Here is a 22,969-nt window from a genome sequence, read left to right as displayed (position 1 = left end):
GCTCGCGGTCGCTGCCGTACCCGAGGGGTTGCCCGCGATCCTCTCGGTGGTGTTGGCGCTCGGTGTCCAACGCATGGCGTCCCAGCGAGCGATCGTGAAACGACTCTCGTCGGTCGAGACCCTCGGATCAGCATCGGTGATCTGCACCGACAAGACGGGCACGCTGACCCGCAACGAGATGACGATCGTGAAGGTCGTCACGCCGTCGGTCGAGGTCGATGTCACCGGGATCGGGTACGAACCGGTCGGCGAGGTCCGGGTGAACGGCGAACGAGTGCAGGACGAACTCCTGCGACGCGAAGTCGAACTGGTGCTGGAGGGCGGCAGCCTCGCCAACGACGCAACATTGCGCTCCGACGGTGACCGTTGGGAGGTGCTGGGGGACCCGACCGAGGCGGCGTTCCTCGTCGCCGAACGAAAGCTCGGACTGACCGCTGCGCGATCGGAGCGGTTCGAGCGCGTCGCCGAGGTGCCGTTCACCTCCGAGCGCAAATTGATGACGACGGTCGACCTCGACAGCCAGGCTGAACACGGGCAGAACCACCACGATCGCCGCGAGTTCGTACTCGTCACCAAGGGGGCACCCGACGTGTTGCTCGGCCGCTGCACCCATGAACGGGTCGGCGGCGACGTCGTCGAACTGACCCCACAGCGCCGCGACCGCATCCTGGCCGACGTCGAACGACTCGCCGACGATGCCCTGAGGACGTTGGCCGTTGCCTACCGACGCCTCGACACGGTGGCCAACGACATCGACGAGTCCCACGAGCACGATCTGGTCCACCTCGGCATCGTCGGCATCGTCGACCCGCCGCGACCGGAGGTGATCGAGGCCGTTGCCGATGCGCAGCGCGCCGGTGTGCGGGTGATCATGATCACTGGTGACCACCCCCGCACCGCTGGCCGCATCGGGCAACAGTTGGGTATCGAGACCGACGCAGCGGCGAGCGCCGGAGGCCAGAACGGGACCGGTGTCACCGGTGCGGAACTCGGCAAACTCGACGAGGCCGAGTTTGCCGCCACTGTGGGCCGCCGTTCGGTGTTCGCTCGGGTGTCGCCCGAACAGAAACTGCGCATCGTCGAAGCACTGCAGCATGACGGCCAGATCGTGGCGATGACCGGAGACGGCGTGAACGACGCACCGGCGCTGCGGCAGGCCGAGATCGGCGTGGCGATGGGGATCAACGGCACCGAGGTTTCGAAAGAGGCCGCCGACATGATCCTCGCCGACGACAACTTCGCCACCATCCTGAGCGCCGTACGCGAGGGCCGCGAGATCTTCGCCGACATCCGCAAGTTCCTTCGCTACCTGCTGGCGTCGAACGCAGGAGAAGTCCTGGTGATGTTCGTCGGCGTGCTCGCCGCCGGAGCGCTCGGCCTGACCGACGCCACCGGCGGCGACGGCCTGGCGGTTCCGCTGCTGGCGACGCAGATCCTGTGGATCAATCTGCTCACCGACAGCGCACTCGCACTGGCGCTCGGCGTCGACCCCGCCGTGGAGGACGTGATGGACGTGCCGCCTCGCCGAGTCACCGATCGCATCGTCGACCGCTCGATGATCGTCACGATCGCGCTGATCGGCGTGACCAGTGCGATCGCCGGGCTGATCGCGCTCGATCTCGAACTGGCCGGCGGCCTGCTCGGTGGGTCCGGCGACATCTCCACGGCGCGAACCATGGTGTTCACGACGATCGTGCTCGCACAGATCTTCAACGCATTCAACGCCCGGTCCGACACCGTGAGCGCCTTCGTCCGACCGTTCGACAATCGCCTGCTGTGGGCGGCCGCTGGCCTCACGTTGGTGTTGCAGATCGCCGTGGTGCACGCACCGCCGCTCCAACGAGCGTTCGACACCGATGCGCTCGACATCACCCAGTGGGCGACCTGTGTCGGCCTCGCCTCCGCGGTGTTGTGGGTCGACGAGATCCGCAAGGTCATCCGACGGCGCTGACGGTCTGCTGACCTTCGCCCCTGGCCAGTGCCGGCCGAACGGGGTCTACTCGAAGTTGATGAGCAAACAACCCGAACCGTGGCTGGTCGACTACGACGCAACCGTGGCCTCATTCGACTGGGACGACGCCTGGGCGGGCCTGCGTGCCGACGGCGCCAGCGGCCGGCCAGACAGTGTCAACATCGCCGATCTCGCCGTTGATCGCCACGTCCGGGATGGGCACGGCGATCGCGTGGCACTGCGGTTCCTCGGACGCGAACGCTCTGGCGTCGACGAGCCGGTCGACATCACCTACGCGATGTTGTCTCGGCGTACGAACCGATTCGCCGACGCGATGCGACGACGCGGGTTCGACGCCGGCACAGGAGTGGCAACGCTCGCCGGGCGCATTCCCGACCTCTACGTGACCGCACTCGGCACCCTGAAAGCGCACGGCGTCTTCACGCCGCTGTTCTCGGCGTTCGGGCCCGATCCGATCGCTCAACGGATGAACCTCGGCCGGATCAAGATCCTGGTCACGACGCCGCTGCTGTACCGCCGCAAGGTCGCCCGAATGCTCGACCGTCTGCCGCACCTGGAGCTCGTGCTGGTGTGTGGCAGTACCGAAGACGAGATCGGCGTGAACCGGAACGGCGGTGGTGGTCCGCAGGTGATGTCGTTCGGGGCGTTCCTCTCCGAAGGTGACGACTCCTTCGAGATCGCGCCCACCGATCCCGAGACGCCCGCACTGCTGCACTTCACGAGCGGGACGACGGGTCAACCCAAGGGCGCCCTCCACGTGCATGCGGCGGTCGTGGCGCATCACGTCACGGGTCGTCTCGTGCTCGACCTGCACGACGGCGACACGTTCTGGTGTACCGCCGACCCTGGGTGGGTGACGGGGACGTCGTACGGCATCATCGCCCCGCTCACCAGCGGGGTCACCAGCATCGTCGACGAAGCGGAGTTCGACCCGGAACGCTGGTACCGGATCCTCGAACACCACGCGGTCGACGTCTTCTACACGGCGCCCACGGCGATTCGGATGCTGCAACGAGCCGGCTCCGACCTCGCCGCTGCGACCGATCTGTCGCACCTGCGGCTGGTGGCCAGCGTCGGCGAGCCGCTCGACGCCGAGGCGGTCCACTGGTGTCAGCAGACGTTCGGGGTCCCGGTGATCGACACCTGGTGGCAGACCGAGACCGGCGGCATCATGATTTCCCCGCTGCCCGGCGCCATCGACATCAAGCCGGGTTCGGCCACTGTTCCGTTCTTCGGCGTCAAGCCGGCGGTCATCCGCGAGGACGGCACGCAGTGCGACGTCAACGAGGGCGGATACCTGGTAATCGAGGAGCCCTGGCCGGGACTGATGCGTACGGTTTACGGCCAGCACGAGCGTTTCAAAGAGACGTACTTCAGCCAGTTCAAGGGCAAGTACTTCACCGGCGACGGCGCCCGCGTTGACGAAGACGGCTACTACTGGCTGATGGGCCGCGTGGACGACGTTATCAACGTCTCCGGTCACCGCATGGGCACCGCCGAGATCGAGAGCGCGTTGGTTTCGCATCCCAAGGTCGCCGAGGCCGCGGTGGTCGGCTACCCGCACGAGATCAAGGGCCAGGGAATCTACGCCTACGTGACCGTCAACGCCGACGTAACCCCGGATGATGATCTGCGCAAGGAGCTGGTCAAGCACGTGCGTACCGAGATCGGCCCGATCGCCACACCGGACAAGATCCACTTCACCGACTCGCTGCCCAAGACCCGTTCGGGCAAGATCATGCGTCGGATCCTGAAGAAGATCGCCGCCGGCGCCCTTGACGAGTTGGGCGACATCTCAACTTTGGCCGACCCCAGCGTGGTCGACTCGCTGATTGAGACCGCCAAGGACTGATCCAGGCGTAATTTTCCGATCGCTCAAGGGCCGCGGCGCAAGCCGCGGCCCTTTTTTCGTTCTGTAAGCCGCCGCGCGGGATGTGAACAACGAGCCACCCGGGGACAAGGCCGTGCTGAGGCAGTATTAAATCTGGACCGCCATCGGCCTGGACGCTATAATATTTTGCACCAACATAGTGACCGACGATGACTTCCCATTTGAAGACGGCGACAACAACGCTACATGGATAAGAATGCAGACGGAAGACAGTCGATCGTGTCTGAGCGCATGATAAAGTTCGGCAACAGGTCGCGGAAAAACGTCTGTTTCACTATTGTTCTGCTCGCCTTTGTCGCCGGTTGTTTTTTCTTAAATAAAAACCATCTTATTGAACAAGGGATTTATCAAGATAGACATGTGGCTTTGGCACAAAATATTTTAAATGGCCACGGCTATTCCTACCGGGCGGATTCAAATCAGCCGGCTTTTTATCCCCTCTGGGGATACCCGCTGCTGGTAATGCTCGGACTTTCTGTTGGCCATCCCGGGCTGGTCCTGTTGTTGATCCAAGGATTGCTTTGCATTGTGGCGATCAAACTTTTCTATAAATTATTTAAACTCGAATATCGCTATCGACACCTAATTCTACTTTTACCTTTCGTTGTTATTATGTCGGCGAAAATACCTGATGCAATAGTAGACGCGCTGTTGTTTTTCGTATTCTGTTACGGGGTGCGTTATATCGAAAAAGGCTCGTTAAAAGCATTGATCCCCACCGCGTTGCTGATGGGGGTCATCGGCAATTTTCGTAGCGATTATCTGTTTGTGCCGATACTCATTCTTTCCTTTTCAATTCTGCCGCACTTTCGCAATTACAGGCGCAGGGTTGCCATTCTTTGCGGCGCAATCACGGTCGCGACCGTGGTTTTACTTATACCGTGGTCCGCACGATCATTCCTCTACGACGGGCAATGGCGCTTGACCGCCACCAACGGAGGCTTGGTTGCATATATCTCCCTTGGGCAGCTGCCCGGCAATCCCTGGGGAATCAAACATGTTGACGACGATGGATGGAGATATACTGCGAGACATGGAGTAAATGATCCGTATTCGACTGAGGGGGAAGCGTTGCTCAAGGGCGCAACCATACGCCTGATAAAGGATCACCCCGGTGCCTATATAATCAAAGTGGGGCACAATTTACTTAGAAGTCTGATCGGCGGAGTGTATACCGGTGAGTATGCCAACCTGACAATAGAAAAGGAGCGCCTGAACCAGATCTGGGTTTTAACTCAGCAGGTCGGCAGATGGCAGGGGATTAAAAGCGTTCGGTTTACAGAGGCCGGGGCTTTGGCCGTGAACTTCATGATAGCCAAAATCTATTGTCTGATTTTTATCGTTTTGTTGGTTTTTTGGTCAAAGGCTTTTTATATATACCGCGAATCGTCCCGCAAGTTGCTGATAGGTCTTGGAGCCTGTTTCATTTTTTACAAGCTTCTAATCGTATCCTTTTTGCAATATCAACCACGGCACATGAATGCAGTGTACCTCATGGTACTGGGTGCCGCGCTTGTCCTGTGGCGTGAGAGGCCAAGAAAAGACGCAGGTTAAAGCTCCCTTGGAGCCGCAGGAAATGGCCGCGGTCCGGTTGTCCGTCTCATTGTGGACCACTTGAAAAACATGTAAACTTGTAATGCTGGGAAGTGTAATTGGACTTAAAGGAGCCTGGTTTCATGCGAAATAAATCGAATTCGAACGCTGTGGCAGCGGCGATTCTGCTGGCCACGGCAGCGGTGATGTGTCTGCCGGCCCTGAGTTGGGCCGCGGACGCAGAGCGGTTCTCGTTTCTAAATGCCGAGCCGTACACAATTAAGACACAGTCGCGGATGTACGTGCCCGAGCAGGGGATCGACCCGCAGCTGACGCAGCTGGCCGCAACCCTTGATGGCGGCGAGCGGATGCACTTGCTGGTGCAGCTCGATGAGGTGCCGACCGCCGAACAGCGCGCGGAGCTGGCTGATCGCGGACTCGAGCTACTCAGCTGGGTGCCGGACCGCGCTTGGTTCGCGGCGCTTGATGGCAGTTCCGCCCTGACGCCCGAGGCGTTCCCCGAGCTGCGTTGGGCCGGAGCCATTGAGTACGGCGACAAAGTGACGCAGCGCATCATCGAGAATGAGTTCGAGGACTTTGCAATTGACGACCAGGGGCGCGTACACGTAGTGGCGATGTTCCACCCCGACGTGGCGCCGCTTGAGGCCGAGCTGATCGCCGGCTATTACGGCGAAGTGGTCGACGCGGCCGACGCGATCAACGCGCTGATCGTGGCTCTGGACCCGCTCGATATTGAAGAACTGGTGCTCGACGACGCGGTGATGTGGGTCGACCAGGTCTCTCCGGCCTGGGGACCGCTGAACAACAGCGCGCGCGCCGACATGGGCGTGGAGACGGTCTGGGCCGCGCCGTATGGGTTTAACGGCTCGGGCGTGCGCGTGTTCGTCTACGACGCGGGGCTGGTCGACTCGACCCACGACGACTTCGGCTCGCGCGTAACCCAGGGCGAGTCCAGCTACTACGGCGCCCACGCGACACACGTGGCGGGCACAGTGGCCGGCGACGGTACGCGCTCAAGCGGCAACTACGCGGGCATGGCCCCGGGGGCGTTGATTTACTCGCGCGTGTTCAGCGGCTCGTTCCCGTTCTTCTACAACAACCCGGGCGACATCCAGTCCGACTACCAGGCCGGCATCAACGCCGCGACCCACGTCAGCAACAACTCGATCGGCTCGAACATCGCGTCCAACGGCAACGACTGCTCGTGGGAAGGCGACTACGAGAGTTCGGCCGCGCTGATCGACGCCATCGTGCGCGGATCGCTGGGACGCGCCTATTCGGTGGTCTGGGCCGGCGGCAACGAGCGCGGCTCAGGGCGTTGCGGCACCACCTATTCCACGATACCGGTTCCCTCGGCCACTAAGAACGCGGTGGTGGTCGGCGCGATCAACTCCAACGACGACTCGATGACCAGTTTCAGCTCGTGGGGTCCCACCGACGATGGCCGGATGCGTCCCGACATCAGCGGCCCGGGCTGCCAGAGCAGCAGCGACTACGGCGTGACCAGCACGGTGCGCTACGACACCTACACCACGATGTGCGGCACCTCGATGGCCAGCCCGGCAGTGGCCGGGGTCGTGGCGCTGATGCTCCAGGCCAACGCCTCGGTCAACCCGCAGATCCTGGTCCCCTCGACGGTCAAGGCGCTGCTGGCGCACTCGGCGGTCGACCTGGGTCGATTCGGCCCGGACTATGTCTACGGCTACGGCAAGGTGCTGGCGCTCTACCCTGTGGCTAACATCCTCAACGACAACTTCGCCGAAGCAAGCCTCAGCCAGGGCGGCGAATGGCTGATCCCGGTCCAGCGCGACGCCGGTGCGAGCATGCGCGTGACAATCGCCTGGGACGACTATCCGGGAACCCCCAACACCGTGCCCAACTTGGTCAACGACCTCGACCTGACCGTGATCGGCCCCGACGACACGGTCTACTACCCCTGGGTGCTTAACCCCGCAAGCCCGAGCTCCAACGCCACAACCGGCGTGAACACCATCGACAACATCGAGCAGGTGCTGTTCACCGTGCCGACTACCGGCCTGTACCTGGTCAAGGTCGCGGGGACAACCGTGCCCCAAGGCCCGCAGACGTTCTCGGTGGTGGCCCCGGCCGCGGGCAGCGCCTCCTGCGACGCTGACAACGACGGCCATCTGGCCGAGATCTGCGGCGGCGACGACTGCAACGACGAGGAGGCCGAGGCCTACCCCGGACACGACGAGGTCTGCGACGACGGAATCGACAACGACTGCGACGACTTGACCGACCTGGACGACCCGGACTGCGACGGCGCCGATGACGACGATGATGATGACGACGACACGGACGATGATGACGATACGGGCGACGACGATGCTGACGATGACGACGACGCATCTACCGGCACCAAAGGCAGCAGCGACGACGGCTGTTGCGGCTGAGCGTTAATTAGATCTACAAGCCATCGGCCTCCCCACCTGGGGAGGCCGTTTTTTTGTTGATGATGCGCGATCGGATATTAACGTAGCCCGCATTATTCATGAGGGTTCGTAGCGAGGCGTGCAAGATGCCGCAAGAACAAGGAGGACGAGGACGATTGGAAGCCCGACCTGCCGGACAACAGGAGCTTTTACAGCGACCTGTTCATCGGCTCGCGGATCCGGACTGTGAACTGGCTCTACCTGTTCCCCGAGCTCGGCGTTACCATCAACCACGACAACGGCAGGGTCTTCTACCTGGCCAACCTGGGCGTGCAATTCCAATTCGACCTGCGCCGCCCGGACAAGAAAGCACACGGCCGAGATTCGCGGCAATAAGGGATTTTCAGGAAAAAGCGTCGACCATCAACTATCAATGAAGTTTCGTGTCCCTGGGACTCCATGCTCAGCTTTGACGTGGTAGCGGCACACTACGAAGCTTCAGCGAAGTAGTGCGGTTATGGGTGGCCCCGGAATTCCTGTATATTTCAATACACACGACGATGAATCATCGCATTAATTTCCTGCTCATATTCATCTAAGCTGACGTTGAAAAAGTCAAAGTGAGCATAAAAGTCCTTCAGAATCTCACGTAATAAGTCTGGCAGATTTTCTGTCGAAAAACCTGATGGTATTGAAAAATATCTATGCCATTTCATTGTATTACATCCATGATCTTCCGCATCTGAGCGGAGGCCTTGTGAGTCACAAGCCAAGATCCGTCCTGCAAGATCATCGAATCTTACATAACCGGTTATTGTGTCGAATTTTGGAGAATAGGCATTTGCAAATCTAACAGCATGCAAGATAGCCTCTCCTAGACGCCAGATCGGTAGATTCCAGATCAAACATTTTTGTTGGCGTCTAAGCTCCCTGTCTTCTTCGTATACTCTAGTAGCGTAGAAGAATCCACTTGGTCGCGCCTGCCAGAAATCTATATTTGTATGTGACGGAAAGCTACGTAACGTGGTTACTTTAAAAGACTCTATTCCCCCGTTGATTACTTTTGGTTCATCAGGAGGAGAAGGAAATCTACCGTGGGGCCATCCCGTTTCGCGGCCTACAGCCTCTAGTAAAGCGTTTCGCAGGTCGTTAAGATCACCAGCTCTCTTGGGAGGGAATACTTGAAAGGCCACAGTCCTTCTGCCGTTCAATATGAAAGACCGTTGAATATCTTTAGGAATATCCGATTTATGTTCTTTGATTAGTTTCTCATAGCTATGATCACAATCAACAAGTTTTTTCTGAAAACTATTCTCGATCTCCTGCGATGTGGTTGGTTGTTCAGTAGGAATTAAAATTCTTCGGATTATTGATGCAAGTCTCTCTCGGTCATTGACTGTACAGCGTTCTATCAGCTCTCGCCACTCTTCATAGGAAGAAATTGGTGCACTTTCAGGTCCAGGACGCCTAATAAATATGGTCCCACGTGTGAAGGCATCAAAGTCTCTTTTAAAAATTATAGGAGTGCTTCCATGAGAAGGAACAAGCAGACAAGGATGATCGGATATTTTTCCAGACAAGAAAGTCAGTCTAGTTTCTATATTTGGCTCAAGAAAATTTCCAAGCGCCCTGTTTAGCTCTGTTTGGTTCCAAACACTGGGCTTTGTTTCTGCGCTAGAATTTTCTTCTCTGTAGCGGCTATCATTTTGGATGAAACCAATAATAATAATACCACCACCACCGTTAGCTAATGCAGCTACTGCTTTAGCTATAATTGCATGGTTTGCCTTTTTTTTCGGATTGAGAAAAGTTTTAATTTCAACATCGATACGTTCTGCATCAAGAGGTTCTTCATCTAAAATACGCCCTATCGTTAATTTTGCCAACTCAAGATTAACCGATGTATCCATATACCATCCTTTCGAATTACTGCTTACGATAACAATATAATGTAGTCTTTAATTAAGCAATAAAAAATAGGCGGCTTTGAATTTTTTTATTTCAATTGCAAAATCCAAGCACTTCCCGGACGGTTTGCCATCTCGGGATGAGCTGTTTTAGGCTGTTGGTTCAGTCGCCGTCTATGAGGTGTGACACTCTACTGAACAGAATTTGCAGCCGTTACTTTTGGGATAGGTCTTCTTTGCCTCTTTAACTGCGTCAGCGCAATTATTGAAGTACCCAAGAGAACGTCTGTTGTTAATATCCGGCATGAACTGGCAGCCGGACTTATGGACTTCATGGTCGCCGTTTGTTTGGGCGTTTTTATTCACGTAGTACTCGACCATTATCCAGCTCCTTTAATGATGGGAAAGAGGATATAAAAATATTACAATTACAGCCTTGCTGTCAACAGAAAACACAATCAGTTGTTAGTTTTCTGAATAGGAAGGTCTAAACCAGATCCGTCCTCAGCGTCTCGACCGCTTCTTTGGCGAGGTACTCCCCGCTATGCAGTGGGCCGTGGCCGGGGAATAGGCGTTTGATCGGTAGGTCGGCCAGGCGTTGCAGGCTGGCGATGGTTTTGGTGCGGCTCAGGCAGTAAGCGTTGGCCTGGGGCGGGCCCTCGAAGTTGCCCAGCAGCATGTCGCCGGAGAACAGTGAGCCGGATTGTTCGTGCCACAGGCAGGTGCTGTCCGCACTGTGTCCGGGTGTGAACAGCGCTGTGAACCCAGGCGCGTCGGGCAGCGCGTCGCCCTCATCGAGCCAGGCATGCACGTCGAATTTCGGTCGCGGCGAGATCAGCGGCAGGCCGATCTTCTCGGTCTGCCAAGCGTCGCGCGGGGTCGGCGTGGGATTGCGCTGTCGGTTGTGTACTGCGAGCATGTGCAGCCAGCGCAATGGCCGCGGAAACGGGATGCGCGCGCCCTGTTCCACAAACGGTCGGGCCAAGGCGGGCAGCGCCACTTGGCAGCCGCTGATCTGTTGCAGCAGGCCCATCCCGCCCACGTGGTCGTTGTGATAGTGCGTGACCGTGGCCCAGGAGATGTCCGAGGCCGGACGTTTCAGCTCGTGTTCCACGTAGTGCAGCATGGAGCGCACCAGGCGCGGAACGCCGGGGTCCACAACCACGATCTTTTGGCCGACTATCAGATAGCCGTTAGCGGTCCAGCCCTCGATGCGGACTATTTGCGGATCAGCATCCACAGCTCGAGTCGTCGTCATCGTCGTCGTCGGCCGATTCGTCGTCGTCGTCATCGCCTGGCACCTCGCCCTCTACGGTAAACTCGACAGTTGCCTGGGTGCTTTGCAATCCGCAGACGTCGGCCAGCCAGACCTTGAGCGTGTGCGGACCCGGCGCGTAATCACCGGAGAACGAAAAGCTCGGCAGGTCCAGCGGGTCGGACTGGGTGCCAACGAACTCGCGTAGCGGCTCGGCAAAGCGCTGGGCCTCGCCCTCGTCCACTTGGTGCCACAGCTCGCCGCCGCGCATGTCGGCGTCAGTGTCGATAAACTCGAAGCGCACCTCAAGCTGTTCGCCTTGGGCCAGTTCGGGACCGGCGTTGAGCAGTTCCAGCGAGCCGATGGTCGGCTCGACGTGCTGTCCGCAGAACGACTCGTAGCTGGTGAAGATATCGAAGGTCTGATAGCCGAAGCCCAGCAGCTCGGTGCTCCAGCGGATTTTGAACCAGCCTTCCTCGCCCCATTGGGTTCCCCAGGAATTTTTGCAGATCCAGTATTGCTCGGCCATGTCGTAGCCCGCGATGACCACGCCGTGGCCCCCGAGCAGCTCGCCGTAGACGTGCTCGTACACGCCGCCGGTGTAGTCCTGGAAATCGGAGAAGACCTGGAAACCGGCCACCACCGGGCCGTCCTGCACCGCGGTGAGGATCTGCTCGGTCGTGGGGAACATCAGCGCTTGATAGCCGTCGATGAAAAAGGTGCGGGACGCCCAGTCGGCGCAGGAGTCTTCGCACGGCGGGCGGTAGCCTTGCACCGGGCAGTCGTAGGGGAAGCAGGTCTCGTCGGGCGCGCCCTGGCCCTGGAGCACGTTCAGCGGATGGAAGAAGGTGTAGGGGAATTCGCCGGCGCAGGAGTAGATGTGCTGCTCCGAGATGTCGGGTTCCACGAACGGATTGTCAACGGCGATCTTGAGCAGCGCCTCGGTGGCGCCCACGGACGAGAACGTGGCGCAGGTGCCGCAGGGATGCTGATCCTTGATCGGTGTCATGTAGTTGTTGCCGTTGAAATCGCGCCAGTCCAGGTGCGCGGGTATGTCCTTGGACAGCTCGATCTGGTCCAGGTCGCTCGCGGGCTGAACCGGCATGGCGAAGTCGAGGTTGCACAGCAATCCCATCTGGTCGCGGCTGTACTCGGAGAGCGACGTGTGACCTACGGTCCAGGCGGCGCCGGATTGGTCGATCAGGCGTTGCATTGCCTGGTAGTCTTTGGCTGCGCAGGGCAGAGCGATCGCCAGCACGGCGATCAACGTCAGGGCGAACAGTGCGTTACGCTTCATCGTTAAAACTCCTGATTAGAACGATTTCTCAACGGCCTTGGCCCAGCCGTCGAGCAGCCGATCTTTGAGCTTGGTATCCATTGCAGGCTCGAACACGCGCTCGGCGCGCCATTTTTCGCGGATCGTCTCCAGGTCGGACCACACGCCGACCGCCAGCCCGGCAAGCAGCGCCGCGCCCAGGGCCGTGGTGTCGAGCATCTGCGGTCGCACAATCCGCGTGCCCAGCAGCCCGGATTGCAGCTCCATCAGCAGGTCGTTGGCAGCCGCGCCGCCGTCGACCTTGAGCTCGGCCACCGGCTGTTTACTGTCGTTCTCCATGGCGCGGATCACGTCGACGTTCTGCAGCGCCATGGCCTCAAGGGTTGCGCGCGCAATGTGCGCCGAAGAGGTGCCGCGGCGGATGCCGACGATCGTGCCCGTGGCGTCGGGCCGCCAGTACGGCGCGCCCAGGCCGACCATCGCCGGCACGAAGAACACGCCCTCCGAGCTCTCGACCTTGCGTGCCAGGGGCTCGACATCGGAGGATTTGGCGATAATCCCCAACTGGTCGCGCAGCCACTGGACCGCCGCGCCGCAGATGAACACGCTGCCCTCAAGGGCGTAGGTCGTGCGCCCGTTGATCTGCCAGGCCACGGTGGAAAGCAGCCGGTGCTCGCTGTGCACGGGTTTGTCGCCGACGTTGATCAGCACAAAGCTCCCCGTGCCGTAGGTGCACTTGGCCTGGCCCGGCTCGAAGCACGCCTGGCCGAACAGCGCTGCCTGTTGATCGCCCGCCATGCCCGCGATCGGGATGCCGTCGGGCAGCACGCGCAGGCCCTTGGTTTGGGCGTAGACCTCGGAGTTGCTGCGGACCTCGGGCAATATGGCGCGCGGCACCTCGAGCGCCGCGAGCAGCTCTTCGTCCCAGGCGCAAGATTCCAGATCGAGCAGTAGGGTGCGGCTGGCGTTGGATACGTCGGTGACGTGGGCCGCGCCGTTGCTTAAGCGCCAGACCAGGAAACTGTCGATGGTGCCGAAGGCCAGCTCGCCGGATTCGGCACGCTGCCGCAGCCCCTCGACGTTGCGCAGCAGCCAGGTGAGCTTGGTGCCCGAGAAGTAGGGGTCGAGCAGCAGCCCGCTCTTACGCGTGAAGGTCGGCTCGAGCCCGCGCTGCTTGAGCTCGGTGCAGATCGAGGCGGTGCGGCGGTCCTGCCAGACAATGGCGTTGTACGCCGGGAGCGAACTCTGGCGGTCCCAGAGCACCGTGGTCTCGCGCTGGTTGGTGATGCCGATGGCCGCGATCTGCGTCGCGTCGATGCCGCCGACTTGCAGCGCCTGGGCGATGGTCTTCTCCACCGAGAACCAAATTTGCTCCGGGTCGTGCTCGACCCAGCCGGGCTCGGGGAAAATCTGCGGGAACTCGGCGTAGCCCCTGGCCACCACTTGTTGGTTGGCGTCGATGATCAGCACAGTCGAGCCGGTTGTGCCCTGGTCGATAGCAAGTACATACTTCATTTGCGGCCTCCGGATGCGTCTTGCAGGCTGAAAACTAGCACAACCCTCGATGCAAAACCATCGCCGCAACCTCCATCCCCGGCCGCTGAACGCACGGTCCGGCGGGTTGATTCAGAGCATTCTTGACAGAAATCTGATCGCTCTGTTTTAATGGCTGAACCTTCGGTGTCGAATCTGGAGTACTAAGGAATATCAGTGAAATGCCAAGAGACAACGAAGTCGGGAAAGCCCTGTCAGGCCAATGCCGTTCCCGGCTCTGCGTATTGCATCACACACACCAAGATCATGGTTTCGGCCGCGGCGGACAAGGACGGCGCGAAACATGGATCGCCATCAGGATCGTCAAAAGACAAGGAGATGTCCAATATGTCAAGCAACGGTAACATCGGTTTCGTTCCCGGAATCGCACTGATCATGTCCGCGGTCGCCCTGCTGCTGATCCTTCTTGGACACGTGGGCGATATCGGCACTGACGATCTGCAGGTTGAAGTCAACGCGTTGACCACCGACTTCAAGGTATTTTCAGAGAAGATGCAGGCCGTGCCCGAGCGCCTGGCTGCGCTGGAGGACTGGAAGACCACCGAGCTCAACGGCAACGCATTGGACAAAGCCAAGCTGTATTTGGGTGAGTACATCGCCCAGCACCCGGCAGATGTTGTGGCCGGCGACGCGCTGAAGGTGCTCAACGGCGAGCTGTTGCTCAACGAGCCCGAGCCTGAGGCTGTTGAAGAAGATGCGCAGCCTGAAGAGCAGCCCGTAGAGTAGCGTACGGCGCCATGCGACAGCGCCCATGACGGGCGAATGATCAACACGATTTATCAAGGCGGCGGAGCCCTGCGGCTTCGCCGCCTTTTTTACATCCACAGGACAATATCGTCATGAGCAAAGGCCACACGCGCAGAGTTAAAATCGTCGCCACCATGGGACCGGCCTGCTCGTCGCGCCGTAGTATCGACGCGCTGCTGCGCGCCGGGCTCGACATGGCGCGCGTCAACTACTCCCACGCCGATCCAGCGTTCGTGCCCCAGCTGGTGCGCAGGCTGCGCGCGGCCGCCGTGCGCGCCAAGCGTCCGCTGGCGCTACTGGCCGACCTGCCGGGACCCAAGCTGCGCATCGGCGAGCTGGAGGGGGACGCCCTGGAGCTGCGGGCGGCCGGCCGCGTGACTCTGCTGATCGGTCGTAAATCAGCGCGCGGTGCGGGTCCCAACGCGATCCCGGTTCCGCAGCGGCTGATCGGCGAGGCGCTTAACGCGGGCGACATGCTCTTTCTCGACGATGGTCTGATTCGGCTCAAGGTCGAACGGATCGAGGGCAACCGAGCACTTTGCAAGGTGATCGACGGCGGCATTTTGCGCTCGCGCAAGGGCATCACCCTGGCCGGGACGTTGGACGTGCCGACCGTGGGACCGCGCGACCGGATTGCGATCCGCCAGGCTGTGGAGCTCGGGTTCGACTACATCGCCGCCAGTTTCGTGCGCAGCGCCCAGGACGTGGAACACGTACGCAGGCTGACGCGCCGCGCCGGACGCGAGCTGCCGATCATCGCCAAGCTCGAGCGCCCCGAGGCCATCGACAACCTGCAGAGCATCGTCGATTGCGCGGACTGCGTGATGGTCGCCCGCGGAGATTTGGGCGTCTCGCTGCCGATCCATCAGGTCCCGGTGCTGCAAAAACAAATCATCAGCGTGGCCAACGCCGCGGGCAAGCCTTGCATCACCGCCACCCAAATGCTCGAGTCAATGACCGTCTCGCCGTTGCCCACCCGCGCCGAGGTCTCGGACGTGGCCAACGCGATTCTCGACGGCACCGACGCGGTGATGCTCTCGGCCGAGACCGCCAGCGGCAAATACCCGCTACGAGCGGTCAAGACCATGGACGCGGTGACGCGCTACGTGGAGCAGGAACTGCCCGGCCAGGCAATCACCCGCCGCGAGGCCACCTCGTCGGCCGGAGGGGCTGTGGGCGACGCGGCGTGCGAGGCTGCGCAGCGCTCCGGCGCGCGTTGGATCGTCGCCTTTACCCGCAGCGGCGCGTCGGCCCGGCTGATCTCGTCGTTGCGCCCGACCACGCCGATCTGCGCCCTGACCCCCGATGCGCAGGTGCGCAACTCGCTGGCCCTGTGCTGGGGCGTGACCCCGCTGACCATCGACAACATCGGCCGGATCGACGATGTGGCCCAGGCAGCTTCGGCCGCATTGCGCACGGCCGGATTGGCGCGCAAAAAAGACGTACTGGTACTGGTCTACGGCCGCGAGCTGGGCACCACCGGATCGACCGACACCCTGGTGATCCACAAGGTTTAACAGGGGGCGGCTTGGAGCCGCCACATGGCTCGCATATTTCCCTGGTCTTTTTGCATCGACCCATGCCGCGTCGCGGAGAGCAACGTTGAGCCACGTGCAGGTCCGCTTGCGAGTTTTGGTGCAGCTCTAAGCTGCCTACATCCAGCCCTCGAGGATGCCCCAGATCTGTTCGTAGAAGCGCTTGCGCAACGGTCGGGTTTTCCACTCGGCCAACGAGATCTCGCGGCTGCGCGCCAGGTCCAGGCGATAGAGCTGCTCCATTTGCAGGGCGAACTCCTCGTCGTAAATCACCAGGTTGTTCTCGGCATTGTGCACGAATGCGCGGTTGTTCATGTTCGACGAGCCGACCGTGGACCACACGCCGTCGCAGGTCACGGTCTTGGCGTGCATGTTGGTCCCCTGGTACTCGAAAATCCGCACGCCCTCTTTGAGCATTCGGCCGTAGTACTTCATCGACAGCCGCCGCACCATCGGCAGGTCGTTGGCCTCGCCGGGCACGATAAAGCGGATGTCCACGCCGCGATCCACGGCGTCGGAGAACGCGCTGATCACGTCGTAGTCCGGGGTGAAGTAGGCAATCGACGCCCAGTAGTTCTCCTGGCTGGCGGCCAGCGGCAGCAGGAACATCTCGCGGATGCGGCTGCCGCGCCCCTGCTCGAAACGTCCGACCACTCCGCAGAGCATGTCGCCTTTGGGCGGGATGTAGGGGTAGTAATCTTCGGAGTAGTCGGAGAGCTTGCCCGCGCGCGTCCAGTTGCGCCAGAACAGATCCTGCATCTGATGCACCACCGGCCCCTCGACGCGCACGTGGGTATCGCGCCAGTGGTCCGGAGCGTCGGCATCTCCGCGCCATTCGTTGGCCAAGCAGACTCCGCCGGCAAAGCCGATGCGGCCGTCGATCACCATCAGCTTGCGATGGGTGCGGAAGTCGCCCTTGAGCATTGCGTACCAATGGAAGGGATTGAAGTTGACCACCTCGACCCCCGCGCGTTTGAGCGCCTCGATCCACGGATCGCTGAGCTTGCCGCCGAAGTAGTCGAACATCAGCCGCACGGCCACGCCCTGCTCGGCTTTGCGGATCAGCGCCTCGGCGAACTGGTGACCGACCTCGTCGTCGTAAATGATGTAGCTCTCGAGATTCACGCTGTGCTCGGCATTTTCGATGGCCTCGAGCATGCCCGGCAAAATCTCGACTCCGTTGACCAGCAGTTCGACGTAGTTGCCGCCGACCATCGGCTCGTCGCATACGTCGTTGAGCAGATCGATGAACAGCTCGGAGTAGGGGTCCTGGTTAAAACGGTAGTAGCCGGTCTGCACCGGGGCGCAGCAGACGATCAGCAGCGGGATAAACGCCAGGGCTGCGACGCGCGCAAGGCTGATTTGCGGCGAACGCATCAGTCGTTGGTCTGGCTACCGATAATGCGTAGGCTGTGGCCGACCTCGACGTTCATTAGTTTGGCCGCCGAGCCCTGGTTGACGGCGATCTCGACGAATCCGGCCGAGCCCACGAGCATCAGCAGTCCGCCGTGTTGAGCCTCGGAATAGTTGCTGCACATCCCGAGGATCAGCTGCCCGCCGATCTCCACCGACAGCCGCTGGGGCGGCCCGAACTTGCTCAGCAACTGCGAGGGCACGTTGGTGGTCAGGTTGCCGAAGCAATCGATGTGCATCACCTCGCCCTCGACTCCGCCGTCGATCGAGTGCGGCCGCGGGATCATCAACCGCACCGGTTGGTCGATGCGCGGGCCGAAGGTCGCGGGCGAGCGGCCGCAGGCCAGGTGCCCGGCCGCCGGGCCGAAGATGTCGCGGCCGTGGAACACCGGCGAGACCGGCTGGCGGAACACTCCGGGATCGGCGATCTCGAACGCCTCGGCCTGGGGCCCGAGTACGAAGGTAAACAGCCCGTTGTCCGGGCCGACGAACATCCGGCCGTTGGCCTGCGCCACCATCGGCCTGCGTTCCGCGCCGACCTCGGGGTCGACCACCGCTAGGTGCACGGTGCCCGCGGGAAAGACGAAGGCGTAGGCCCGTAACGACAGCGCGCCGGCCAGAACGTTCTGCGGCTCGATCTGGTGCGTGATATCCACCAGCTGCAACGAGGGATCCACGGCGAGCACCGCGCCTTTCATTGCGCCGGCGTAGGGATCGCAGGGGCCGAAGTCGGACAACAGGGTGACGAGTTTTGTGGCGCGCATGGTCATCTCTTCCAGTTTATCTCGGTTTTAAATGTCGCGATGTCCGGCTGCATCTTGAAGATCAACTGATAGCTTCCCACCGCGCCGGGCGAGAGCTCGAGCGGATTGATCAGCGTCGACTCGGTGCGCACCGTGCCGCCCGCTGAATTGAAGAACGTTACGCGCACCTTGACCGAGGAGACCGTGGCGTTGGTGCCGTTGCGCACCTTGCCCTGGATGTACAAATAGTCGCTCTCGATGCGGTAGGTGTTGTCGAAGTGGTCGATGCGGCCGGTCAGCTCCGCGCCCGGCGGCGCGTCCTCGGGGGGTTGGCCGCTGTCATCGGGCAGGAAAGTGCCGCGGACCGCGGTATCGCGCAGCTCGCGCGGGATCGCGTTGTAGTTGTCGGTGTAGAGGTACTTGCCGTCGGCGTTGGTATAGCGAAACAGCAGCACACCCTTGGTAGGCGAGGGCGTGGGCGCCTGCGCAACGGCCGGGCAGCAGCAGAGGATCAGCAGCAGCAGTAGCGCCAAAGTGGCGGCGCGCGCCAGGACGCTTTTGGGCGAACGTGTACACTCGCGCTGCGCGCAAACAAAATTTCTCTCGAAAATCGAGAAGTTACAATGTGTTATACAACAGTGCATCTCACCGTGACCGCGCGAATATACAACTTTAGTCTACGGCTCGTCAGCTTGTCAAGCGGGCCCTAAACACTGACCTTGACATGGCTTGCCCGCTGGTTGGGCTGACTGCTATAAGTACAGTTAGACCAGGGATAATCAAGGCCTGGATTGTTCATGAAGGTTTGTCATGATTAATTCGGGCAATCGGTGGAGCGAATGAGAAACAGCATTACGATCGGATTGGCTATAATCCTGCTGTGTTCGACGGCAGCCCTGGCCGCCGAGGGCTCGCGCTGGCAGCTGGGCGTGCAAGGCGGGTACTCGTTTTTACCGCTCTGTAATTGGAACGTCGATGTCCAGCGCGCCGAACAAGGCGTGCAGCAGATGGACGTTGACGACGACAGCTATCTGGACCCCAGCGTGTTCTACGGGCTGAGCTGCGCCTACTCCCCAAGGCCGGGACTGATCCGCTACGCCGTGGGGCTCGAGGCCGACTACAGCGGATTTCGCGGCGAACTGCGCGGCGATTTGGAACTCGACGGCGCCCCGGGGAGCTACGACACCAAAATGTTTTTCAGCCTCTGGCAGGCTCAGCTGCTGGCCTGGCTCTATTTCTACGAAGGTCGCTTCACGCCCTACGCCGCGCTGGGCCCGGGCCTGGCCTATGTCCACGCCGAGTTCGATGGCGAGGCCCAGCAGGTCTACGCGCCCCAGGTCACGCTGGCCGCGGGCGTCGATATGTACGGCGCCGATTGGGTCTGCTTCGGCCTGGAGCTGCGTTTCAACTACGCGATGGACATGCAGTTCGACGTGGATCTCAACGACACGGACAGCGCCGAGATCGAGCTGGACTACCTTCCGCTGAGCGCACTGATGACCGCCAAGTTCAATCTGTTCTAATCATCATGGATAATCCAGGTCCGATTGTCCTCAAGCAACGGATCGTGCAACCGCAACAGGGGTTGCTTACGCGCCTCGATCCGGCTTATCGCCGGCCGTGCGGATATTGACACAATACAATCGGGCCCTTACAACATAGCTTCCTGCCCGCATGGGGGTGTACGTTTTGCATAGTCGCGGGAGGGAGATTTGCCGCCGTTGGTAAGCGCGATTGTGGTCAGCCACAACAGCGAACGCGACCTCGGGCAGTGCCTGGAGTCGTTGCGGGACCAGACTTGGCCAGCGCTGGAGCTGCTGGTGGTCGACAACGCCAGCTTTGATCGCAGCGTTCAGATCGCGCGCGAGGCCGGGGCCCAGGTGTTGGGACTGCCGCGCAATCTGGGGTTCAGCGTTGCCAATAATGCCGGAGTGGCCCGCTGCAACGGCGAGTACGTGCTCTTTATCAATCCCGACGCCAGGCTCGAGCCGGATTTCGTCGCTCTGCTGGTCGACGCTTTGCAGACCGACCCGCAGGCGGCAAGCGCCTACGGCAAGCTGCTCAAGGGGCCCGAGGGTCCGCTGGACAGCACGGGGATCGTGCTGGGCCGCGCACGGTTGCAGCCGACCGATCGCGGTGAGGGCGAGCCCGACCGCGGCCAATACGACACGCCCCGGTTGCGCGACGAGCCGCTGGGTCCATCGGCCGCGGCCGCTATCTACCGCCGGGCGGCCCTGGACGAGCTGGCGCCGGACGGCGAGGTGTTCGACGAGGATTTCTTCGCCTACTACGAGGACGTGGACCTCGCCTGGCGCGCACGCAATGCGGGCTGGCGTTGTCTGTACGAACCCCGGGCGCGGGGCGAGCATCCGCGCAGCGGCCCGCGCGCTCACGGCACGCAGATCCGCCGCAGGGCCGATCTGAATCGCCTGTGGCTGTTTTTAAAGAACGAGAGATATACATGGATCGAGCTGATAACCGTGCTGCCCCGGCAGTTGATCTGGGAGACGCTGCGCACGCTGTCGCGGGCAGTGGACGACCCGGGCTACTTGCGGTTCCTGATCAGCGGGTTGGGACTGCTGCCGCGGATGCTGCGCAAACGCCGCTCGATCCGGCGGAGGGAGCGATGAGCCCCGCGCAGAACGCCGAACCGCTGGACCTGTCGATCATCATCGTCAATTACAATACCGGCGAGCTGCTTGCCGCATGCCTCGAGTCGATCTACGCCCAGCAGACCGCGCTGAGCCTCGAGGTGCTGGTGGTCGACAACTACAGCAACGACGGCTCGGCCCAGATGGTGCGCGAGCGCTTCGGCGACGTGCTGCTGTTCGCCAACCAGTGCAACCTAGGGTTCGTGCGCGCCAACAACCGCGCCATCGAGCGCAGTCGCGGCCGACGGCTGCTGCTGCTCAACCCCGATACGGTTGTGCCGCCGGGAACCCTGGAGCGGCTGGTGCAATTTCTCGATTCGAGCAGCGGCGCGGGGATCGTCGGCTGCAAACAGGTCGACGGACAGGGGCGGATTCAACTCACCTGGGGCCGCTTCCCCACGGTGCTCAGCGAGATCCAGCGCAAGTCGCGCCACATGCGGATGAGCCTCGATGACAGCGCGGTGCGCACTGCGCTGGAGGACAACCTCAACGGGACCTGCAATGTGGACTGGGTCGCGGGCTCGTGCATGCTCGTGCGGCGCGAGGTCGTGGACAAGATCGGCCCGATGGACGAGAACATCTTTATGTACTTCGAGGACATCGACTGGTGTCGCCGTGCGCGAGAGGCGGGCTTTCGGGTTTGCATCGACTCGCAGACCCAGATCGTGCATTTCGGCGGCGAGTCCGCGGCCACCGACAAGATCACATCGCTGATCGAGTACCGCCGCAGCCAGTTCTACTTCCTGCGCAAATATCGCGGACGGCTCTTCGGGCTGCTCACGCGGCTGTGGGTGCTGTTTAAAAGCTTGGGCTACCTCTCGCTGTGGGCAGTGCGCTACTGGTATCGCGGCGATCCCGAGGAGCGCTACGAGGCCGAGTGCATGGCCCTGGTCTACAAGAACATCGCCGCCCTGGCGCTGACCGGCAGGCTGCCGGCCAAGATCGAGCACTGAACGTGAAGCTGCTGACCCAGACCTTCCGCTACCGCTTCCTGCTCACGCAGCTGGTGGTCAAAGAGGTCAAGCTGCGCTACAAGCGCAGCGCCCTGGGAATCGGCTGGAGCCTGCTCAACCCGCTGCTGATGATGGGAATCTTCACGTTGATCTTCTCCAACTTCCAGAAGATCGCCATCAGTTTGCCGGGCCACGTGCCGTACTTCCTCTACTTCCTCTCGGGCTACATTCCCTGGATCTTCTTCAGCACGGCCACGGCCAACAGCCAGCTGTCGGTAGTGGCCAACTCATCGCTGGTCAAGCAGGTGCACTTCCCGCGTCACCTGCTGCCGTTGGCCACGGTGCTGGCCAATCTGGTGCACCTGTTCCTCAGCGGCCTGGTGCTTATCTGCTTCGTGGCCTTCACCCCCGGCGTAGGATTGCGGCTGAGCATGCTGCTGCTGCCGGTGCCGTTGCTGGTCGAGCTGGTGCTGGTGCTGGGATTGGCGTTGTTCGTCTCGAGTATGAACGTCAGCTACCGCGATGTGGGGCAAATTCTCGAAGTGCTGTTGCAGTTCCTGTTCTACCTCACGCCGGTGTTCTATACCCTCGATATTTTCTCCGGCCAGATGGCGACGGTGGGGCGCGTGCTGGCCTACAATCCACTGGCGCAACTACTGGCGCTCTACCGCTGGATGCTGCTGGGCACGCCCTGGCCCGGCTGGTTCGCGCTGTGGTATCCCGCGGCCTGGGGCGCGCTGCTTCTGGTTCTGGGTTGGCGGCACTTTAACGCCCGCAGCCGCACCTTCGCCAAGGAGCTGTAATGGCGCGACCGGCGATCAGCTTTGAGAACGTCTCGCTTAACTACCGGCTGTTCCACGAGCGCTCGGCGAGCCTCAAGGCTACGCTGATCAGCAAGGTCAAGCGCAGCGATACCTGCGAGATCTTCCCCGCGCTGAAGAACGTCGGCTTCCAGGTCGAGCACGGCCAGACCGTGGCGGTGATGGGGCGCAACGGTTCGGGCAAATCCACGCTGCTTAAACTGGTGGCCAGCATCTTCGATCCCTCGGCCGGACGCGTGCGAATCGACGGCCGCGTGGCCGCGCTGCTCGAGCTGGGCGCCGGGTTTCACCCCGACCTGACCGG

19 protein-coding genes are annotated in these 22,969 nt (G+C 61.2%); 12 read left to right on the top strand and 7 right to left on the bottom strand.

Annotated elements, in window-relative coordinates; translation table 11 throughout:
• The 5 genes from P9M14_07915 to P9M14_07895 form a co-directional block, all read left to right on the top strand.
• On the top strand, positions 1-1,951 hold a 1,951-nt coding region (locus P9M14_07915; protein ID MDP8255658.1), incomplete at its 5' end, for a cation-transporting P-type ATPase.
• Positions 1,952-2,009: 58 nt separating this feature from the next.
• Positions 2,010-3,824: an AMP-binding protein gene (locus P9M14_07910; GenBank protein MDP8255657.1), complete on the top strand. Its 1,815-nt coding sequence runs from the start codon at positions 2,010-2,012 to the stop codon at positions 3,822-3,824.
• Between the two features lie 225 nt (positions 3,825-4,049).
• On the top strand, positions 4,050-5,417 hold the full coding sequence (locus P9M14_07905; protein ID MDP8255656.1) for a hypothetical protein: 1,368 nt from the start codon (positions 4,050-4,052) through the stop codon (positions 5,415-5,417).
• A gap of 122 nt (positions 5,418-5,539) precedes the next feature.
• Positions 5,540-7,831, top strand: a complete 2,292-nt coding sequence (locus P9M14_07900) for a S8 family serine peptidase (GenBank protein ID MDP8255655.1) — start codon at positions 5,540-5,542, stop codon at positions 7,829-7,831.
• Positions 7,832-8,056: 225 nt separating this feature from the next.
• The gene (locus tag P9M14_07895; GenBank protein MDP8255654.1) at positions 8,057-8,206 is read left to right on the top strand and encodes a hypothetical protein; all 150 of its coding nucleotides are present in this window, start codon (positions 8,057-8,059) and stop codon (positions 8,204-8,206) included.
• Positions 8,207-8,355: 149 nt separating this feature from the next.
• Here P9M14_07895 and P9M14_07890 read toward each other — a convergent pair whose 3' ends face one another.
• From P9M14_07890 to glpK, 4 genes are all read right to left on the bottom strand, one after another.
• Positions 8,356-9,720, bottom strand: coding sequence for a hypothetical protein (locus P9M14_07890; GenBank protein MDP8255653.1), 1,365 nt, complete (start codon positions 9,718-9,720; stop codon positions 8,356-8,358).
• A gap of 484 nt (positions 9,721-10,204) precedes the next feature.
• A complete protein-coding gene (locus P9M14_07885) occupies positions 10,205-10,975 on the bottom strand; it encodes an MBL fold metallo-hydrolase (GenBank protein MDP8255652.1) in 771 nt (256 codons plus the stop codon).
• Entirely contained in the window at positions 10,947-12,269 is a 1,323-nt protein-coding gene (locus P9M14_07880) for a C1 family peptidase (GenBank protein ID MDP8255651.1), read from the bottom strand. The genes P9M14_07885 and P9M14_07880 overlap by 29 nt, the downstream gene beginning before the upstream one ends.
• A gap of 15 nt (positions 12,270-12,284) precedes the next feature.
• Positions 12,285-13,763, bottom strand: coding sequence for a glycerol kinase GlpK (gene glpK / locus P9M14_07875; GenBank protein ID MDP8255650.1), 1,479 nt, complete (start codon positions 13,761-13,763; stop codon positions 12,285-12,287).
• Between the two features lie 366 nt (positions 13,764-14,129).
• Between glpK and P9M14_07870 the strand changes: the two genes are divergently transcribed.
• Positions 14,130-14,528, top strand: a complete 399-nt coding sequence (locus P9M14_07870) for a hypothetical protein (protein ID MDP8255649.1) — start codon at positions 14,130-14,132, stop codon at positions 14,526-14,528.
• A gap of 113 nt (positions 14,529-14,641) precedes the next feature.
• Entirely contained in the window at positions 14,642-16,066 is a 1,425-nt protein-coding gene (gene pyk / locus P9M14_07865) for a pyruvate kinase (GenBank protein MDP8255648.1), read from the top strand.
• Between the two features lie 135 nt (positions 16,067-16,201).
• Here pyk and P9M14_07860 read toward each other — a convergent pair whose 3' ends face one another.
• Genes P9M14_07860 through P9M14_07850 form a run of 3 tightly spaced genes read right to left on the bottom strand, consistent with a single transcriptional unit; the run spans position 16,202 to position 18,773 of the window.
• Complete coding sequence (locus P9M14_07860) at positions 16,202-17,461, bottom strand: phospholipase D-like domain-containing protein (GenBank protein MDP8255647.1); 1,260 nt, start codon at positions 17,459-17,461, stop codon at positions 16,202-16,204.
• Positions 17,461-18,261, bottom strand: a complete 801-nt coding sequence (locus P9M14_07855) for an SAM-dependent chlorinase/fluorinase (GenBank protein MDP8255646.1) — start codon at positions 18,259-18,261, stop codon at positions 17,461-17,463. Before P9M14_07855 ends, P9M14_07860 begins: the two co-directional genes overlap by 1 nt.
• Positions 18,262-18,263: 2 nt before the next feature.
• Positions 18,264-18,773, bottom strand: a complete 510-nt coding sequence (locus P9M14_07850; protein MDP8255645.1) for an FxLYD domain-containing protein — start codon at positions 18,771-18,773, stop codon at positions 18,264-18,266.
• Positions 18,774-19,079: 306 nt separating this feature from the next.
• Here P9M14_07850 and P9M14_07845 point away from each other — a divergent pair, with 306 nt between their 5' ends.
• The 5 genes from P9M14_07845 to P9M14_07825 form a co-directional block, all read left to right on the top strand.
• Positions 19,080-19,763 (top strand): outer membrane beta-barrel protein, encoded by a 684-nt coding sequence (locus tag P9M14_07845; protein MDP8255644.1) that lies wholly within the window; start codon positions 19,080-19,082, stop codon positions 19,761-19,763.
• Positions 19,764-19,961: 198 nt separating this feature from the next.
• Entirely contained in the window at positions 19,962-20,870 is a 909-nt protein-coding gene (locus P9M14_07840) for a glycosyltransferase family 2 protein (protein MDP8255643.1), read from the top strand.
• Positions 20,867-21,844, top strand: coding sequence for a glycosyltransferase family 2 protein (locus P9M14_07835; GenBank protein MDP8255642.1), 978 nt, complete (start codon positions 20,867-20,869; stop codon positions 21,842-21,844). The genes P9M14_07840 and P9M14_07835 overlap by 4 nt, the downstream gene beginning before the upstream one ends.
• Positions 21,845-21,846: 2 nt before the next feature.
• Positions 21,847-22,647 (top strand): ABC transporter permease, encoded by an 801-nt coding sequence (locus P9M14_07830; protein ID MDP8255641.1) that lies wholly within the window; start codon positions 21,847-21,849, stop codon positions 22,645-22,647.
• On the top strand, positions 22,647-22,969 hold a 323-nt coding region (locus P9M14_07825; GenBank protein MDP8255640.1), incomplete at its 3' end, for an ATP-binding cassette domain-containing protein. The genes P9M14_07830 and P9M14_07825, both read left to right, overlap by 1 nt.

The organism is Candidatus Alcyoniella australis (assembly GCA_030765605.1).
GTDB lineage: Bacteria > Lernaellota > Lernaellaia > JAVCCG01 > Alcyoniellaceae > Alcyoniella > Alcyoniella australis.
This window is presented reverse-complemented; position numbering and strand designations above follow the sequence as displayed.

What these genes read in the sequence shown, in the direction of transcription:
- P9M14_07910 (MDP8255657.1), top strand. Translation starts at nt 2,010, where the DNA reads ATGAGCAAACAACCCGAACCGTGGCTGGTCGACTACGACGCAACCGTG.
- P9M14_07905 (MDP8255656.1), top strand. Translation starts at nt 4,050, where the DNA reads ATGGATAAGAATGCAGACGGAAGACAGTCGATCGTGTCTGAGCGCATG.
- P9M14_07900 (MDP8255655.1), top strand. Translation starts at nt 5,540, where the DNA reads ATGCGAAATAAATCGAATTCGAACGCTGTGGCAGCGGCGATTCTGCTG.
- P9M14_07890 (MDP8255653.1), bottom strand. Translation starts at nt 9,720, where the DNA reads ATGGATACATCGGTTAATCTTGAGTTGGCAAAATTAACGATAGGGCGT.
- P9M14_07885 (MDP8255652.1), bottom strand. Translation starts at nt 10,975, where the DNA reads ATGACGACGACTCGAGCTGTGGATGCTGATCCGCAAATAGTCCGCATC.
- P9M14_07880 (MDP8255651.1), bottom strand. Translation starts at nt 12,269, where the DNA reads ATGAAGCGTAACGCACTGTTCGCCCTGACGTTGATCGCCGTGCTGGCG.
- glpK (MDP8255650.1), bottom strand. Translation starts at nt 13,763, where the DNA reads ATGAAGTATGTACTTGCTATCGACCAGGGCACAACCGGCTCGACTGTG.
- P9M14_07870 (MDP8255649.1), top strand. Translation starts at nt 14,130, where the DNA reads ATGTCAAGCAACGGTAACATCGGTTTCGTTCCCGGAATCGCACTGATC.
- pyk (MDP8255648.1), top strand. Translation starts at nt 14,642, where the DNA reads ATGAGCAAAGGCCACACGCGCAGAGTTAAAATCGTCGCCACCATGGGA.
- P9M14_07860 (MDP8255647.1), bottom strand. Translation starts at nt 17,461, where the DNA reads ATGCGTTCGCCGCAAATCAGCCTTGCGCGCGTCGCAGCCCTGGCGTTT.
- P9M14_07855 (MDP8255646.1), bottom strand. Translation starts at nt 18,261, where the DNA reads ATGCGCGCCACAAAACTCGTCACCCTGTTGTCCGACTTCGGCCCCTGC.
- P9M14_07845 (MDP8255644.1), top strand. Translation starts at nt 19,080, where the DNA reads ATGAGAAACAGCATTACGATCGGATTGGCTATAATCCTGCTGTGTTCG.
- P9M14_07835 (MDP8255642.1), top strand. Translation starts at nt 20,867, where the DNA reads ATGAGCCCCGCGCAGAACGCCGAACCGCTGGACCTGTCGATCATCATC.